We start from the raw sequence: 16,491 nt of genomic DNA on the forward strand, positions 1-16,491 counted from the left end.
GAAGACGGACTGCTTAGCCCTTAAACGCAGGCGTGCGCTTTTCCAAGAAGGCAGTCACCGCTTCGCGGTGGTCAGCCGTCTGGTGGGCCAGCGCCTGGTAGGCGGCTGACAGCTCCAGCAACGAAGCCAGGCTCTGGTGCATGCCTTCGCGCATCAGCTTCTTGGTCATGCGGGTGACCTGGGGCGGGTTGGCCGCAATCTCGCTGGCCAGGGCGTTGGCGGCGTTCAGCAATTCCTCGGGCGGCACCACCTGCGAGACCAGGCCCCACTGCAAGGCGGTGGCGGCATCAATCATGCGGCCGGTCAGCGACAGCTCGGCCGCGCGCGCCATGCCGATCACGCGGGGCAGCAGCCAGGCACCGCCGTCGCCGGGGATGATGCCCATCTTCACAAAGCTCTCGGCAAACTTGGCCTTGTCCGAGGCCACGCGCAGATCGCACATGCAGGCCAGGTCCAGGCCCGCGCCCACCGCCGCTCCATTGATCGCCGCGATGGTGGGCACCTCCAGGTTGAACAGCGCCAGCGGCAGGCGCTGGATGCCACGGCGGTAGTCATCGCGGATGCGCATGCCATCGACATCGCCAAAGGACTGCTGCTGCATGGTCTTGATGTCGCCACCCGACGAGAACGCGGGGCCCTCGCCCGTCAGGACGACGGCCCGCACGCTGCTGTCGGCCGCAATGGTCTCGCAGGCGGCCAGGATCTCCGCCACCGCCGTGTTGCCGGTCAGCGGATTGCGGCGCTCGGGCTGGTTCATCGTCAGGGTAACGACATGGCCTTGCTGTTCGTACTTCAAAAATGCAGTCATGGAAAGGGCTCCTGGTTCCGGGTAGGTCTCGATGTGGTCAGCGCTGTGCGCCGAATGAGCCAGAGCATACGGTTAAAGCCCGCATGCGCCTGCATATCAGCTGAGTGCAATTTGGTATTGGACGCTGCCCAAAAACGGCCCTAGCCTGCATGGATGCTGGGGCAGGCAGCGCCCCACATGCCGATAACTACATGCTGCCTAGGAGACAGTTGATGCCCGTATCCCGACGCCAGTTCCACCACCGTCTTGTGCAATGGGGCGCAGCCGCCAGCCTGGCCAGCCCCTGGCTGGCACGCGCGGCCGATGCCCCCTTGCGCTGGGTCGTGCCCTACCCCGCAGGCGGCGCCGCCGACCAGATCACCCGCATCGTGGCCCAGGATGTGGGCCAAAGCACAGGGCAGCCCATCGTCATCGAGAACAAGGCCGGCGCCGCCGGCATGATTGCGGCCGAGACCGCGCTGCGCGCCCCCGCCGATGGGCTCACCTTCTTTGTCGGCTCCAATGCGCCGCTGGTCATCAACAGCGCCATCTACGCCAAGATGAGCTATGACCCGGTCAAGGATTTTGTGCCTGTCGCGGGCCTGGGCAAGGCGCCTTTGCTACTGGTCACCCGCAAGGACCTGGGCGCCAGCGATCTGCGCGCGCTGATCACGCTCGCCCAGCAGGCGCAGCGCCAGGGCAAGACGCTCAGCATGGGGTCGGCCGGCAGCGGCAACATCACCCACCTGGCGGGCGAATATGCCGCCGAGCGCATGGGTTTTCAGGTGACGCATGTGCCGTTTTCCGGCAGTGCACCGGCCATCACCAGCATGATGGGCGGCAATGTGGACATCATGTTCGACGCGCTGCCCTCCTGCATGCAGCAGGCCATTGGCGGGCGCATTGTGCCACTGGCGATTCTGGACAAGCAGCGTTTTGCAGCACTGCCCCAGGTGCCTACCCTGGCCGAGCTGGGCTTTGGCGATACCGAGGCGAGCGCCTGGTTTGGCGTGGTGGCCCGCAGCGGCACGCCCGCTGACGCGGTGGCGCGCATGGCCCGCGCCATCAACCAGTCCCTGGCCAAGCCTGAGGTGCAAGAGCGCCTGCGTCGCATAGGTGCGCAGCCGATTGCGGGCAGCACCGCAGAATGGGGGCAGTTTGTGGCCTCCGAGCGCGAACGCTGGATACCGGTGGCCCAAAAGCTGGGTATCCGCGCCGAATAGCCCCCGCTCCCGCCGCTGGCTTGCCTTACCGTTTTATTGTTGAAAACCGACTGATATGACCGCCCTGACCCTGAGCATGCATGGCACCACCGCCGTGCTGACGATGAACCGCCCCCAGGCCCGCAATGCGCTCGACGAGCAGATGCGCGAGGATTTCACCCGCCTGATCCCACAGGTGCGCGATGACCGCGCGATCAAGGCCGTGGTGCTGACGGGGGCCGGCGGCCATTTCTGCGCCGGCGGCGATATCAAGAGCATGCAAGCGGCCGTTGCCGGCAAGCAGGATGTGTTTGACAGCCGCAACCGCATGCTGGGCCTGCACCGCTGGTTTGACGAGCTGCTGGACATGGAAAAGCCCGTCATCACCGCCGTGCAGGGCAGCGCCTTTGGCGCCGGCCTGTCGCTGGCCCTGGCAGGCGATTTTGTGCTGGCCGCACCGTCTGCCAAGTTCTGCTGCGTGTTTGCCAAGATCGGCTTTGTGCCCGATCTGGCCGGCATGTATTTGCTGCCGCGCCTGGTGGGCCTGCAAGCGGCCAAGGAGCTGGCCTTCACGGCCCGCGTCGTCGCCGCCCCCGAGGCGCAGCAGATGGGCATGGTCTACAAGATCACCAGCGAAGACGTGCTGGCCGACGCCCTGGCCTTTGCCGAGCGCTTTGCCAGCGCACCGACCGAGGCCATGGGCTACACCAAACGCGTGATGAACCGCGCCTTTGAGACCCAGCGCGACGAGATCTACCAGCAAGAAGCGCTGGCCCAGACGCTGTGCCGCGAAAGCGCCTTCCACCAGGAGGCCATTGCCCGCTTTGTAGCCAAGCAGCCGCCGCTGTTCCAGTGGCAGGACTGAGCACGTGATCGGAAGGCGCAGCTGCAGCAGCCCTGGTGGGCTGCTGGTGCGTCAGATCAGTACTTCACATTGACAATCGTCGCCTGCAGCAGCGCCACTACCTTGGGTGGCACTGCCGCATCTGCGCCATAGGCCAGCACCTCGCCGCTGCACACCGTCAGCAGCTTGCCGGCGTTCACCACCTTGCCAATGGCGACAAAGCGCTCGCCAATCGCCGGGCGCATCAGGTTGATCTTGAACTCGGCCGTGACCACCTCATAGCCCTGGGCCGCCACCGTCAGCGCCGCATAGCCTGCCGCGCTGTCCACCACGCTGCTGACGGCGCCGGCATGCAAAAAACCATGCTGCTGCGACAGCGCCTTTTGGTAGGGCAGCGCAATCTGCACCTCCCCCGGCTGCACGGACAGCAGGCTCGCGCCCAGGGTCTGCATCAGCCCTTGGGCATGGAAGCTGGTGGAGATGCGTTCAAACACTGCGTTCATGGTGGTATGCCTTTGTGGCCAAGCCTCGATAGCGATCAGCCAATCTAGCATGCAGCGCAACTGATGGTGCAGCCCTGCGTCCTGCACATGACAGCTGCCTTTGCCACTATGCTTGCAGCCATGGACAGTCCCCAACTCCTGATCGTCTATCACAGCCACACGGATGGCAGCCGCCAGATGGCCGAGGCCGCGCACGCCGGTGCGGCCAGCCAGCCGGGTGTGCAAGTGCGCCTGCTGTGCGCGCCCGATGCCGGGCCTGCCAATGTGCTGGCCGCCAGCGGCTACCTGTTTGTCTGCCCCGAGAATTTGGCTGCGATGAGCGGGCTGATGAAGGACTTTTTTGACCGCTGCTACTACGCGGCGCTGGGCCGCATTGAGGGCCGGCCTTATGCCGCCCTCATCTGCGCTGGCAGCGATGGCAGCAACGCGGCAAGGCAGATTGCCCGCATCGCAACCGGCTGGCGGCTCAAGCCCATTGCCGAGCCGCTGATTGTCTGCACCCATGCCCAAACGCCCGAGACCATTGCGGCGACCAAGCAGATTGGCGCAGACGATCTGCAGCGCTGCCGCGAGCTGGGCGAAGCCTTGGCAGCAGGTTTAAGCATGGGTATTTTTTAGAGTCACTGACATAACCCTTGATACTTCGTTCTCAAGCCTTGCCGTACGTCTGTACTGTCTGCGGCTTGAAGCCTCGTCTCAACCGCAAACCTTCGGTTTGCTGGGCTATGTTAGCGCCTCTCAAAGCAGGCCCGCATCCCCAGCCGGGGCGGCTTGGCGCGTACCATAGCGCATCCCCACACAAAACTAAACGGCGCCCCCCGATGCTCTACATCATTCTCAAAACCGTGCACCTGTTGTCCATCATCGTCTGGCTGGGCGGCATGGCTTTTGCACATTTCTTTCTGCGCCCTGCGCTGCAGCAGCTCGAACCCCCTCAGCGCCTGATGCTGATGCGCGATGTGCTGGGGCGCTTTTTTGCCGTGGTGCTGGTCATCATCGCCGCCGTGCTGCTGTCGGGCATCGGCATGATGGGCCTGGTCCACCAGATGGCCGCGCAGGCCAGTGCCAAATTCAGCATGCCCGTCTCCTGGATGGTGATGGCCGTGCTGGGCCTGGCGATGATGGCCGTGTTTGGCCATATCCGCTTTGCGCTGTTCAAGCGCCTGGACCGCGCCGTCAACGCCCAGGACTGGCCGGCAGGCGGCAAGGCCCTGGGCCAGATTCGCCAGCTCGTCGCGCTGAACCTGGCGCTGGGCGTGGTGATTGTGCTTTTCTTGCGCGTACCACTGTAACTGGTACAAAGCTGCGCGCCGCCGCCAGCACCTGGCTGGCAGCAGCGCAGGCCTGCCTCAGAACTTCAAGTCGCCCCGCAGCCACAAGGTGCGACCCGGCTCATGGATGCGCACCCCACCGGGGAAACCAAAGCCCGCATTGCCAGCCAGGTTCAGGTGCTCGGCATAGGTCTTGCCAAAGACATTGTCGATGCCGGCCGTCAGGCGCAGTTGCTCGCTGATCTTGTAGCCGGCATTGAGCGACAGCACGCCAAAGCCAGCACTGGGCCCCAGATCCTGGCCCACGACATTGCCCTGGCCGCTGGCATAGCGGTGCTGCGCGGCAACCAGGCGCCACAGCGCGCCCGCGCTCCAGGGGCCTTGCCGATAGTCCAGGCCCAGCTTGGCTTCGAGCGGCGGCATCTGCGGCAGCGGCTTGCCATCGCTGCGGTTGCGGGCCCAGCTGTAGGCCAGGGTGGCCTGGGCGGTCAGGCCGGGGCTCAGCCGGTAGCTGCCACCAAGCTCGGCACCAGCGGTGCGCGCCTGCACATTGCGCACGTTGGCGGCCATGCCGGCATAGTCAAACAGCAGATAGTCCTGCACCTGGCCGACATAGGCCGAGGTCCACAGCTGCCAGTCCGCCCCCTTCCAGCTCGCGCCCACATCGATCTGCGTGGTTTTCTCCGGCTGCAGGCGGTTGAAGGCATCGCCCTTGTCGGCTGCGCTGTTGCTCGGCGATATCAGCTCCCAGTAATCCGGGAAGCGCTGCACATGGCCGATACCGGCGTAGAGCGTGCTGCCATCGGCGCGGGCCCGTTCCCAACGCAGAAAGCCACTGGGCATGGCGCTGCGCTCGCGGTGGTTGCTGGCCGTGGCGGCCATGCTGCCATCCATGCCCGCCATGGCCTGCATGCCCGCCATACCACCCATATCACCCATCCCATCCATGCCACCCATACCGCCTTTGCTGGGGGTGCGCCAGGCCTGGGCGCGGTCCAGCCGCAGGCCGGCGACGAGCTTGCCTTCACTACCCAGGTGCTGCGTGGCCTGCGCAAACAGGCCCTGGTTGCTGAACTTGGCATCCCGCGCCCAGGGCTTGCTGCGGTAGGACTGCATGGCCGTGCCCGATCGGCTGTCGTGCGGGCTGCCCATGGCATCCACGCCCAGCACCGCTTCGGTGTGCGGGCCCAGTTGCCAGGTGCTTGCGACCCGCATGCCGGTGGTGGTGCGCCGCACATTGGCCGCCATCGGCATGGACATGCCGCCTTCCGGCACAAAGGGCCGCAGGCTGAAGTTGTCCATCACATGGTCGGCGCGGTGGTAGTACAGCTGCGCCTCCAGCTTGGTCCAGCGCTCGCCCAGGTTCTTTTTCTCCAGCCGCAGCCCATAGCTTTCGCGCTTGAACTGGGTGCCGTCCATGCCCCGGCCGCCATAGCGCGCCTCGCCATCGCCTTGGCCCGCGCTCAGCTCCAGCCAGGTGTTGGTATCGGGCGTCCAGCCAAGCGCGACATCGGTGTTCCATTTGTCCCAGTGCGAGGGCACGCGCTGGCCATCGCCGTCGCGGTAGTCCTTGCTTTGCGAATGGTTGGCCGTGAGGCGCAGGTAGTACGCGGCATTGCCGGCCAGCAGGTCGATGTTCTGGTCGCTGCGCGCCGCGGTGCCGCCTTGCAGGCTGGCAGACAGGCGCACCTGGCCGCTGTCCAATTCGGGCCGTTCGCGGTCAAAGCGCACCACTCCGGCCGATGCACCCGGCCCCCAGATCACCGTCTGCGGGCCTTTGACCACCGTCAGCACATCGTAAGTCTCGGGCGAGATATAGGAACTGGGCGAATCCATGCGCGCCGGGCATGCACCCAGCAAGGTCTGCCCATTGGTCAATACCGGCAGGCGTGAGCCAAACTGGCCCCGGAACACCGGGTCGCTGTTGGAGCCCCCACTGCGGATGGCCGCAAAGCCTGGAATGCTCTTGAGATAGTCAGCCGCATCGCTCGCCGGCACCGGTTGGCGCGGTTGCTTGGGATCGGCCACCACCTGCAGTGGGGAGTGTTCATGCACCGCTGTCACCACGGTCTCCTGCAGGCTGATCTCAGGCACGCTGGCCGCAGGTAGCGATGGTGCAGCAGGGCTTTGCGCCCAGGCAGAGCTGGTGGCCAAGACCAGCGCGGATAGCGCCATCTGCGGTCGCTGCAAGCGGGCGCGTGGCGGGGCAGGCAGGCGCAGTCCAGGCGCTGCTGCCAAAAAGAAGGAAGTCATCAATGTCTCTCGCAGCAAGCGCTGCAGGGCGCAGCGGCTTGCATCAATGTGGTGGAGGCACTCGCAGCCATGCCCAGCCGGCCGCAGCGAAGGCGGCTAAAGCAGACATGACGAAGAGGCCCATGGGCCGCAAGGTTGCGCGGCTGCCCTCCCCGCGCGATGGGCGCGGAGAGCAGCGGCAGCATCACTGCGGCATAAGTGCGTTAGACAAGGACGGGAGGTGGGCCGCGCGCGGGCAGCGGTGCGCCCGGCGCCTGGGGGTTGTGCGCCGCCTGGGCCTGCCACTGCGCGTGGAAGGCAGGGGCCGCTGGCCGGTGCACATCGGCGACAAAGGCCAGTGGCAGCGCCATGGCGATACACAGCACGCAATCAGCGCCATGGGCGCTGTGCGCGCTGTGGCTGCCATGGCTGTCGCTGCCATCGGCCAGCAGATCATCCAAGGTCTGGTGGTCGCCATGGGCCAGCGCCACATCCAGCGCCGGCGCATTGACGCTGCAGACATCGGCCGCCAGCACCGCAGCAATGGGCTGCGCCAGCACTCGCACCTGCACGCCCGCCACCGATGCCACGAGCAGCAGCAACGCAAAAACCGCCGTGATGACGGCGGAAAAGCGTGGGCGGCTGCGCAGGCGTTGGAGCATGGTCAGGCAGCAGTGTAGGTGACTTCCAAACCTGTATGTTCAGAATTTATTAAATTATCAGTTCAATCAAGAACGGGCCGGATTTAGCAAAGCTGGCCTGCATCAGCTGGGCGCACTCCTCCATGCTGGTGGCGCGCGCCGCTTCCACGCCCATGCCTTCGGCCAGCTTCACCCAGCCAATCGACGGGTTGCCCAGGTCCAGCATCTGCATGGCGGTGGCGCCCGGCGTGGCGCCCACGCCCTTGTATTCGCCAATCAGGATGTTGTAGCGGCTGTTGTTCAGCACGATGGTGGTGACAGGCAGCTGCTCACGCGCCTGCGTCCACAGCGATTGCAGCGAATACATCGCCGAGCCATCGGCCTGCAGATTGATCACCCTGCGCTGCTTGCCCGCACCAATGGCCGCGCCGGTCGCCACCGGCATGCCATCGCCAATCGCGCCGCCAGCCAGGTGCAGCCAGTCATGCGCCGGCGCGGCATGGGTGTGCGGGTAAAAGCCCCGGCCGTAGGAGATGCTCTCGTCCGAGACGATAGCGCCCTCGGGCATCAGCGCGGCCACGGTACGCGCCAGGCCCTCGGGCGTGGGCGCGCCAGTCGCTGCCTCGGGCCGGGGGCCCGCATCGGGGATGGCGGCCTGCGGCGCCTGCAGCGCATCGACCAGGGCTTGCAGCGCGGCCAGCGGCTCCTGCTCGGGGCGCGTCAGCACATGCAGCTGGGCGCTCGAAGGGTACTGGGTCGACGGCAGGCCGGGGTAGGCAAAAAAGCCCACCGGCGGCTTGGCGCCCACCAAGATGATGTGCTCAAACCGGGCCAGGGTCTTGATCGCGGCCTCCATGCCATAGGGTACCCGCTCCAGCGCCATGCGGCCCTGGCCGCGCTGCAGGTGCGAAGCGCCGTACTCGGCCAGCACGGCAGCGCCGCTGGCCTGCGCAAGCCGCCACACCAGCGCCTGGGCCGGCGCAAACACCGCCGCGCCCGACAGCAGAATCAAGGCCTTGCCGCCCGCCTGGCGCAGCAGCTTTGCCACTTCATCGATCGCATGGCCATCCACTGCGGGCGGCGCAGGCAGGGGCAGCGGCTGCGCCACCACACCGCCCTCGTCCCAGGACACATTGGCCGGCAAGATCAGGCTGGCGATTTGCCCGGGAAAGGCGGAGGCCGCACGCACGGCCATCGCCGCATCCAGGCCCAGGTCCGCACTGTGCGTGCTGGTATGCACCCAGCCGGATACGGCGCGCGCCAGGCCATCGGTGTCGGCCGTCAACGGCGCATCAAAGGGCCGGTGGTAGGTGGCCTGGTCGCCCACGATATTGACAATGCCGCTGCGCGCGCGGCGCGCATTGTGCAAATTGGCCAGGCCATTGGCCAGGCCCGGGCCGCAGTGCAGCAAGGTGCAGGCGGGCTTGCGGGCGATGCGGTAGTAGCCATCGGCCATGCCGGTGACCACGTTCTCTTGCAGGCCCAGCACGCAGTGCATGCCGGGGATCTGGTCCAAAGCTGCTACAAAGTGCATCTCGCTGGTGCCGGGATTCGCAAAGCAGGTATCCACACCTGCAGCCAGCAAAGTCTTGACCAGACTGTGTGCGCCATTCATCTCTATGTCCTTATGGGGTTGCCTATCACTGCGCGACACCTTAGCCGCAACAGCGCAAAAACCGGGTCGCCAAGATGAAAGCGGGCCAGGCCGGGCCATGGCCGCGTGCCGCACAAGCGCATGGGCACAGGGTCTGCCCGGTTTTGCATCGACCCACTATGTAGGCCAATTCTCAAGCCCTCTTACGGCATCGGATGGCCCCACCTTAGCCGGCCGCGCGCCACAGTAGAGGTCCACGCAGAGCGGCATCCGATGAAGATGCCTGGCTCGCCCGTTCTGGGCTGCGAGACAGGCGCCGAAAACGGCCCTCCGCCCCCACTTTTAGCCCCTGCATCTGAACACCAAGTGTTACCACCAGCGCGCCCACTGCGCCTAGGATGGCCCGATGCAAAACCACACCAAGGAAACCCGCATGCACCGTATGTCCCGCCACGCCCTGTTGTCCACCGCACTGGCCTGCGCCGCTTTGGCGGCCCAAGCCCAAAGCAGCCAGGGAGCGGCCAACCCAGCAGCGGCAGCCACGCCGCCCGCAGCCGAGGCAGCGCCCCAGGCCCCTGCGCCCAACCCTGCTGCTGAAAAGGCGCTGGCCCAGCGTTTCCAGGCGCTGCTCGCCGCCTTTGAAGGCAAGGCCGCCGTGCCCGATGCCAAGACTTTCACCGAAGACTTCAACAAGCAGGTCACGGCCGACCAGATGAAGCAGGTGTTCAACGACGTGCACCAAAGCGTGGGCAGCTGCAAGGTCGGCGCGCAGATGACCAGCCCCACCCCTTACATCACCAGCTACCTGCTGCAGTGCGACAAGGCCTATGTGCCGATGGACATCGGCATTGAGGAAAAGGCGCCCTACCGCGTCCACAGTCTGCTGATTCGCCCAGGCTACTGGAAGAAGTAAGCGCGGACGTTTCGACAAAATAGACGATCAAATCGACCGTCACAACCCATACTTATTAGTGTTTCCCTGGATAGGGCGTAAAAATTGACGCTTCAACGTCGATTTTTGCGCTCAATGGCCGTTTAGGCTGGTGATAATGCGCACAAGCTCGCCGCTTTGCCACAAAGCACAGTGCAGAGCTGTCGCCGGGTCGCCACAAGCCGATATCAGACCCCGACGGCGGGCAGCAAAAGCACTAGCATGCTAGCCACCTTATCAACATTCGGATCCGAGGATTCACTATGCGTAAAACCTTGATCGCACTGGCAGTGGCCGCTATCGCCGCCCCTGCTTTTGCTGCAGACCTGAAAGTAGCTGTCGACCCGACCTACGAACCGTTTACCTACAAGACGCCCCAAGGCGAAGTCACCGGTTTTGACGTGGACATCGCCAAGGCGGTGTGCGAGCAGATCAAGCGCAAGTGCGTGTTCGTCGAGCAAGTCTGGGACAGCATGATCCCCGGCCTGCAAGCCAAGAAATACGACGTCATCGTCAGCTCCATGTCGATGACCGACGAGCGCCGCCGCGTGGTCGATTTCAGCGACCGCTACTACAAGACGCCCAGCGCCGTGGTGCTGAAGAAAAGCGTGGAATACAAGGGCCCGGCTTCGGCCAAGGGCCTGAAGATCGGCGTGCTCAAGGGCTCGACCCAAGAGAAGTGGGCCAATGGCGAGCTCAAGCCCGCAGGCGCGACCATCGTGCCTTATGAAGCCCAGGACCAGGTCTACCTGGACATCAAGTCCGGCCGCCTCGACGGCACCGTGGCTGACAAGGTCGAAGTCAACGGCGGCTTCCTGCGCAAGCCCGAAGGCGCTGACTACGGCTACAAGGGCCCGGACCAGTACGAGACCAAGTACTACGGTGATGGCATCGGCATTGCGCTGCGCAAGAACCAAGGCGACCTGAAAAAGCAGATCAACGAAGCGATCAAGACCATCCGCAGCAATGGCACTTATGCCACGATTGCCAAGAAGTACTTCGATTTCGACCCCTACGGCAACTGATCTTTGCAAAATGCGGTGGCGCGCCTAGCGCCGCCCGCGTCCTCGATCAGGGCTAACACCAAGCGGCGCGCTGCTCCAGAGTCTTCATACTGGATGAATCGCGCCGCAATTCCATGGTGCCAAGCCTTTTTGCAGCGCCCACCCAAGGCAACACCAGGCCACCGATGGGCCCGATTGCACAACGCGATCCCGGCGCCCAAGGCCAAAAAATATGAGTGATTACTTTCAATCGATCCTGATGGGCTCGCTGCTGACGGTAGCGGTCTCACTGGCATCAGCTGCCATCGCCACCGTGCTGGGGCTGCTGGGCGCCAGTGCCAAGCTGTCGGGCCGCCGCCCGCTGGTGGTGCTGGCGACGGTCTACACCTCCATCGTGCGCGGCATCCCCGAGCTGGTGATGATGCTGCTGATCTTCTACGGCGGCGCCATCGGCCTCAATACCTTGCTCGAGAAGATGGGCAGCGAAAGCTCGGTCGACCTCAACCCCTTTGTGGCTGGCTCGTTCACGATCGGCTTTATCTACGGCGCCTACATGACCGAAACCTTCCGGGGCGCGATCCTGGCCATCCCCAAGGGCCAGATGGAAGCGGCCTGGGCCTTCGGCATGAGTCCGGTCAAGACCTTCTTTCGCATCACCCTGCCGCAGATGGTGCGCTATGCCCTGCCCGGCTTTACCAATAACTGGCTGGTGCTGATCAAGGCCACCGCGCTGGTCAGCCTGATCGGCCTGCAAGACATGACCTACCTGGCCAAGCAGGCCAGCGCCGCTGCGCGCGAGCCCTTTATCTTCTTCCTCTTCACCGCTGCGCTGTACCTCGTCTACACATCGGTATCACTGTGGGCGCTGGGCCGCCTCAATGCCCGCTACAGCTTGGGAACCGAAAAGGTGCAGCTATGAACTGGGACGTCATTTTTCAGCCCGACACGATTGCGCTGTACGGCGAAGGCCTGGTCACCACCCTCAAGCTACTGCTGTCCAGCCTGGCCATTGGCGCTGTGCTGGCGCTGCTGGGCGCGCTCGCGCTGGTCAGCCGCTCCTGGCTGCTGCGCAAAACGGTGGGCGCCTTTACCTATTTCATGCGCGGCACGCCGCTGCTGATCCAGGTCTACCTGATCTACTACGGCTTCTCGCAGCTCGAATGGGTGCAGGCGCGCTGGGATGCGATCTGGCCCTGGACCTACTTCAAGGAGCCGTTCTTCTGCGCGTTCCTCGCCTTCACCTTGAACAACGCGGCCTACACCGCCGAGATGCTCGCCGGCTCGATCCGCGAAACCTACAAGGGCGAAGTGGAAGCGGCCCGCGCGATGGGCATGAGCCGCTGGCAGCTGATGCGCCGCATCGTGATGCCCAGCGCCATCCGCCGCACCCTGCCTGCCTACAGCAACGAGGTGGTGATGATGCTGCATTCGACCAGCCTGGCCTCGACCGTGCCGTCGCTGGTGGACCTGACCGGCGCTGCCAGCCGGGTGTACTCGGACTACTACCTGCCGTTTGAAGCCTATATCGCGGCAGCTGCCATCTACCTGAGCATCACCTTTATCCTGATTGGCATCTTCCGCCTCGCCGAGCGCCGTTTCCTGGGCTATCTGGCCCCCCGCAAGGCCTAAGACATTCGAGCATCGAGATATGAACGCATCCAACTACAAACTGCAGGCGCTGGACATCCACAAGAGCTATGGCAGCAACCAGGTGCTCAAGGGCGTCTCGCTCAACGCCTGCGCTGGCGACGTGATCAGCATCATCGGCAGCTCCGGCTCGGGCAAGAGCACCTTTCTGCGCTGCATCAACCTGCTGGAGCAGCCCCAGCAAGGGCAAATCATCGTGGCTGGCGAAAGCCTGCAGCTGCGCACCGGCCGCAATGGCGCGCTGGACGCGGTGGACCCCAAGCAGCTCCAGCGCCTGCGCAGCAAGCTGGCGATGGTGTTCCAGCACTTCAACCTCTGGGCGCACATGACGGTGATGCAGAACATCATCGAAGTGCCGGTGCATGTGCTGGGCATCAGCAAGGACGAGGCCGTCGCCCGCGCCCGCAAGTACCTCAAGCTGGTGGGCCTGGAGAACAAGGAAGACAGCTACCCCAACCACATGAGCGGCGGCCAGCAGCAGCGCGTGGCCATTGCGCGCGCGCTGGCGGTCGAGCCCGAGGTGATGCTGTTTGACGAGCCGACCTCTGCCCTCGACCCCGAGCTGGTCGGTGAGGTGCTGCGTGTGATGCAGGTGCTCGCCCAGGAAGGCCGCACCATGCTGGTCGTGACGCATGAGATGGGCTTTGCCCGCGAGGTCTCCAACCATGTGATCTTCCTGCACCAGGGCCTGATCGAAGAGCAAGGCCCGCCGCGCGAGGTGCTGGCCAACCCCAAGAGTGAACGCCTGGCACGCTTCCTCTCGGGCAGCCTCAAATAAGCCGCGCAGGCCGAGTTCTGCCCGCGACAGGATCACTGCCATCCAAGCGCCGGGCAGGCGCACAATCTGCGCTTGAGGTGCTGATCCACACAGCGCCCCAGGCAACCAGCGCAGATTGATACCCACCTTACCGCGACCATGGGCACGCCCAGCTCCCCTCCCCCCGTATCGGATTCCGTAGCAGACGGCAGCGCCGAATTCTCGCTGCGCCGCATTGCCGTGGCGGCCTTTGGCCCCTCGCTGCTGTTTGGCATTGGCGAGGGTGCGGTGCTGCCGGTGATCGTGCTGATGGCGCGGGACCTGGGCGCCTCAGTCTCCATGGCGGCGCTGGTGGTGGGGCTGGTCAGTATCGGCTCCTTGCTGAGCAATATCCCGGCATCGCTGATAACCGCCCGCTGGGGCGAGCGCTGGGCGATTGTGGCCGCAGGCCTGTGGAGCGCCATCGGCATGGCGATCTGCCTGGCCACCCAGCAGCTGTGGCTGTTTGCGCTGGGCTGCCTGATGGTGGGCATGTCGCAGGCGGTCTACAACCTGGCGCGGCAAAGCTATCTGAGCGAGGCCGTGCCGGTGTCCTACCGCGCGCGGGCGCTGTCCACATTGGGTGGGGTGATGCGCATCGGCATGTTCATCGGGCCCTTTATCGGCGCCTGGGCCATGCATGCCTTTGGCCTGCATGCCGCGTTCGCGGTGGGCATCGTGGGCGTGCTCTGCGCCGCAGCCATTGGCTTGCGTGTGCCCGATCTCGCGGCGCCCGCCGCGCTGCCGGGCCAGCCGGTGCCCAACGAGGCACCGTCCATCGCCGGCATTCTGCGCGATCACCACCGGCTATTTCTCACGCTGGGCCTGGGCGTGCTGCTGGTCAGCGCCGTGCGTGCCTCGCGCCAGGTGGTGATTCCGCTGTGGGCCGACCATCTTGGCCTGGCACCCGCTGCCGCCTCGCTGGTCTACGGGCTGGCGGGCGCCATCGATATGCTGGTCTTCTACCCTGCGGGCAAGCTCATGGATCTCAAAGGCCGGCGCTGGGTGGCCGTGCCGTCGATGCTGGTGATGGGCGCGGCCATGCTGCTGATGCCGCTGACGGGCAGCGTGACGACCTTGCTGCTGGCCGCCATGGCGCTGGGCTTTGGCAATGGCATTGGCTCGGGCCTGATCATGACCTTGGGGGCCGACCACGCGCCGCGCCATGCGCGGGCGCATTTTCTTGGGCTATGGCGCCTGGCGGCCGACCTGGGCTCATCGCTCGGGCCAGCGCTGCTGTCGTTTCTGGCAGGCAGCCTGTCGCTGGCCAGCGGCATCGCCTGCATCGGCTTGCTGGCCTGGGGCGCGGCGGCTGCGCTGGCGCGCTGGATACCGCCAGCCAAGCGCTGAGCCCTTTAGCCCGCGCTGGCGCAGCTACCAGACGACCGGTTCGGGCTCCAGCTGGATGCCAAAGCGCTCATAGACACTGGTCTGAATCGCGCGCGCCAAGGTCACCACCTCGCCGCCGGTCACGCTGCCTTCGCCCTCGCCCAGGTTGACCAGCACGAGGGCCTGGCGGTCATAGACACCGGCCTTGCCAATGCTTTTTCCGCGCCAGCCGCAGGCATCGATCATCCAGCCTGCAGCCAGCTTGATGCTGCCGTCCAGCATCGGGTAGTGCACAATTTTGGGCTCGCGCGCAATGATGTCCTCGCACTGGTCGGCGGTGACCTGCGGGTTCTTGAAAAAGCTGCCGGCATTGCCGATCTGCGCCGGATCGGGCAGCTTGGCGCGGCGGATCTCCACCACCCAGTCAAAAATATCCTGGGCCGTGGGCTGCGCAATGCCTTTTTCGGCCTGCTTGCGGGCCAGGTCCAGGTAGCCCAGCTCGGGCTTCCAATCCTTGGCCAGGCGCAGGCGCACATGGGTGATGACGGCGCGGCCCGCCAGCCCCATGCCCCGGGGCTCGGCCACGCCGGTGGCGCGGGCAATCATGGTGAGCGGCATGGTCTCGGCCGGCGCATGCTTGAACACCGAATCCCGGTAGCCAAACGCGCACTGCGCCGCCTGCAGGCTGAAATGCTCGCCATTGCTCAGGTCGATCGCATCGAGCGAGTCAAAGCGGTCTTGCAGCTCCACGCCATAGGCGCCAATGTTCTGCACTGGTGCTGCGCCTGCGGTGCCCGGGATCAGCGCCAGGTTCTCCAGCCCGGGGTAGCCCTGGGCCAGGCTCCAGGCCACGACCTCGTGCCAGACTTCACCAGCGCCCACTTCAATGATGTAGTGCTTGTCGGTCTCTTCGACCAGGCGCTTGCCCATGATCTCCATCTTGAAGACGGTGGGCTCGACATCGCCGGTGATGACGATATTGCTGCCGCCCCCCAGCACCACCACCTGGCGGCTGGCGCCCAACGGGGGCTGGGCCAAAAAATCACGGATATCCTGCGGGGCCTGCACGCGCACCAGGTTCATGGCCCGCGCCATGATGCCAAAGGTGTTGTATTGCTGCAGCGGGGCATTTTTCTCGACTAACATCGCTAGATTGTCGCACTTGTCGCGACCCACTCAGGCGCTCAGCCTGGCCTGCAAGGAGAGTATTTATGCCATCGTTTGACACGGTTTGCGAAGCCGACTTCGTCGAGGTGAAAAACGCTGTTGAGAATTCCGCCAAGGAAATTGGCACCCGTTTTGACTTCAAGGGAACGTCGGCCGGGATCGAGCTCAAGGACAAAGAGATCATCATGTACGGCGATGCCGACTTCCAGCTGGTGCAGGTTGAAGACATCCTGCGCAACAAACTGACCAAGCGCAATGTGGATGTGCGCTTTCTGGACAAGGGCGATGTGCAAAAGGTCGGCGGCGACAAGGTCAAGCAAGTGATCAAGGTGCGCAATGGCATCGAGCAGGAGCTGGCCAAGAAGATCCAGAAGCTCATCAAGGACAGCAAGATGAAGGTGCAGGCCGCCATCCAGGGCGATGCTGTGCGCATCACCGGCGCCAAGCGTGACGACCTGCAAGCGGCAATGGCGCTTTTGAAGAAAGACGTGACCGACGTGCCACTGTCGTTCAATAACTTCCGCGACTGATCCGCACTCGATC

At 64.7% G+C, this 16,491-nt stretch carries 17 protein-coding genes; 11 read left to right on the forward strand and 6 right to left on the reverse strand.

The annotated features are described in order from the left end of the window. Positions 1-13: 13 nt before the first annotated feature. Entirely contained in the window at positions 14-808 is a 795-nt protein-coding gene (locus ACPEE1_RS14065) for a crotonase/enoyl-CoA hydratase family protein (protein ID WP_260719409.1), read from the reverse strand. 212 nt (positions 809-1,020) lie between these two features. Here ACPEE1_RS14065 and ACPEE1_RS14070 point away from each other — a divergent pair, with 212 nt between their 5' ends. After that, positions 1,021-2,010, forward strand: a complete 990-nt coding sequence (locus ACPEE1_RS14070; protein WP_116926878.1) for a Bug family tripartite tricarboxylate transporter substrate binding protein — start codon at positions 1,021-1,023, stop codon at positions 2,008-2,010. A 55-nt stretch (positions 2,011-2,065) separates the two neighbouring features. Continuing rightward, the gene (locus tag ACPEE1_RS14075) at positions 2,066-2,854 is read left to right on the forward strand and encodes an enoyl-CoA hydratase/isomerase family protein (protein ID WP_116926879.1); all 789 of its coding nucleotides are present in this window, start codon (positions 2,066-2,068) and stop codon (positions 2,852-2,854) included. A gap of 56 nt (positions 2,855-2,910) precedes the next feature. Here the strand turns inward: ACPEE1_RS14075 and ACPEE1_RS14080 are convergent, their stop codons facing one another. Then, positions 2,911-3,336, reverse strand: coding sequence for a PaaI family thioesterase (locus tag ACPEE1_RS14080; protein WP_116926880.1), 426 nt, complete (start codon positions 3,334-3,336; stop codon positions 2,911-2,913). A 120-nt stretch (positions 3,337-3,456) separates the two neighbouring features. On the opposite strand from ACPEE1_RS14080, the gene ACPEE1_RS14085 reads away from it, so the two are divergent. Then, the gene (locus ACPEE1_RS14085; protein WP_116926985.1) at positions 3,457-3,954 is read left to right on the forward strand and encodes a flavodoxin family protein; all 498 of its coding nucleotides are present in this window, start codon (positions 3,457-3,459) and stop codon (positions 3,952-3,954) included. Positions 3,955-4,157: 203 nt separating this feature from the next. Next, the gene (locus ACPEE1_RS14090) at positions 4,158-4,628 is read left to right on the forward strand and encodes a CopD family protein (protein ID WP_116926881.1); all 471 of its coding nucleotides are present in this window, start codon (positions 4,158-4,160) and stop codon (positions 4,626-4,628) included. A 57-nt stretch (positions 4,629-4,685) separates the two neighbouring features. Here ACPEE1_RS14090 and ACPEE1_RS14095 read toward each other — a convergent pair whose 3' ends face one another. From ACPEE1_RS14095 to ACPEE1_RS14105, 3 genes are all read right to left on the reverse strand, one after another. Further along, the gene (locus tag ACPEE1_RS14095) at positions 4,686-6,860 is read right to left on the reverse strand and encodes a TonB-dependent copper receptor (protein WP_423933331.1); all 2,175 of its coding nucleotides are present in this window, start codon (positions 6,858-6,860) and stop codon (positions 4,686-4,688) included. A gap of 203 nt (positions 6,861-7,063) precedes the next feature. Further along, positions 7,064-7,501, reverse strand: a complete 438-nt coding sequence (locus ACPEE1_RS14100) for a DUF2946 family protein (RefSeq protein ID WP_423933334.1) — start codon at positions 7,499-7,501, stop codon at positions 7,064-7,066. Between the two features lie 49 nt (positions 7,502-7,550). After that, on the reverse strand, positions 7,551-9,095 hold the full coding sequence (locus ACPEE1_RS14105; RefSeq protein WP_116926883.1) for an acetolactate synthase large subunit: 1,545 nt from the start codon (positions 9,093-9,095) through the stop codon (positions 7,551-7,553). A gap of 412 nt (positions 9,096-9,507) precedes the next feature. On the opposite strand from ACPEE1_RS14105, the gene ACPEE1_RS14110 reads away from it, so the two are divergent. From ACPEE1_RS14110 to ACPEE1_RS14135, 6 genes are all read left to right on the forward strand, one after another. Continuing rightward, complete coding sequence (locus tag ACPEE1_RS14110) at positions 9,508-9,987, forward strand: hypothetical protein (protein WP_133248187.1); 480 nt, start codon at positions 9,508-9,510, stop codon at positions 9,985-9,987. 281 nt (positions 9,988-10,268) lie between these two features. Further along, positions 10,269-11,030: a transporter substrate-binding domain-containing protein gene (locus tag ACPEE1_RS14115; protein ID WP_116926885.1), complete on the forward strand. Its 762-nt coding sequence runs from the start codon at positions 10,269-10,271 to the stop codon at positions 11,028-11,030. Between the two features lie 211 nt (positions 11,031-11,241). Further along, positions 11,242-11,928, forward strand: a complete 687-nt coding sequence (locus ACPEE1_RS14120) for an ABC transporter permease (RefSeq protein WP_116926886.1) — start codon at positions 11,242-11,244, stop codon at positions 11,926-11,928. Beyond that, entirely contained in the window at positions 11,925-12,638 is a 714-nt protein-coding gene (locus tag ACPEE1_RS14125) for an ABC transporter permease (protein WP_116926887.1), read from the forward strand. Before ACPEE1_RS14120 ends, ACPEE1_RS14125 begins: the two co-directional genes overlap by 4 nt. Before the next feature lie 19 nt (positions 12,639-12,657). Beyond that, entirely contained in the window at positions 12,658-13,434 is a 777-nt protein-coding gene (locus tag ACPEE1_RS14130) for an ABC transporter ATP-binding protein (protein ID WP_021026757.1), read from the forward strand. A 138-nt stretch (positions 13,435-13,572) separates the two neighbouring features. Further along, positions 13,573-14,802 (forward strand): MFS transporter, encoded by a 1,230-nt coding sequence (locus tag ACPEE1_RS14135; protein ID WP_423933340.1) that lies wholly within the window; start codon positions 13,573-13,575, stop codon positions 14,800-14,802. A 24-nt stretch (positions 14,803-14,826) separates the two neighbouring features. Here the strand turns inward: ACPEE1_RS14135 and murB are convergent, their stop codons facing one another. Then, positions 14,827-15,927: a UDP-N-acetylmuramate dehydrogenase gene (gene murB, locus ACPEE1_RS14140; RefSeq protein WP_116926890.1), complete on the reverse strand. Its 1,101-nt coding sequence runs from the start codon at positions 15,925-15,927 to the stop codon at positions 14,827-14,829. Positions 15,928-15,992: 65 nt separating this feature from the next. Here murB and ACPEE1_RS14145 point away from each other — a divergent pair, with 65 nt between their 5' ends. Further along, a complete protein-coding gene (locus tag ACPEE1_RS14145; RefSeq protein ID WP_021026760.1) occupies positions 15,993-16,478 on the forward strand; it encodes a YajQ family cyclic di-GMP-binding protein in 486 nt (161 codons plus the stop codon). The last annotated feature ends 13 nt before the right edge of the window (positions 16,479-16,491 follow it).

Source organism: Comamonas sp. 23 (assembly GCF_049601575.1).
GTDB lineage: Bacteria > Pseudomonadota > Gammaproteobacteria > Burkholderiales > Burkholderiaceae_C > Comamonas > Comamonas squillarum.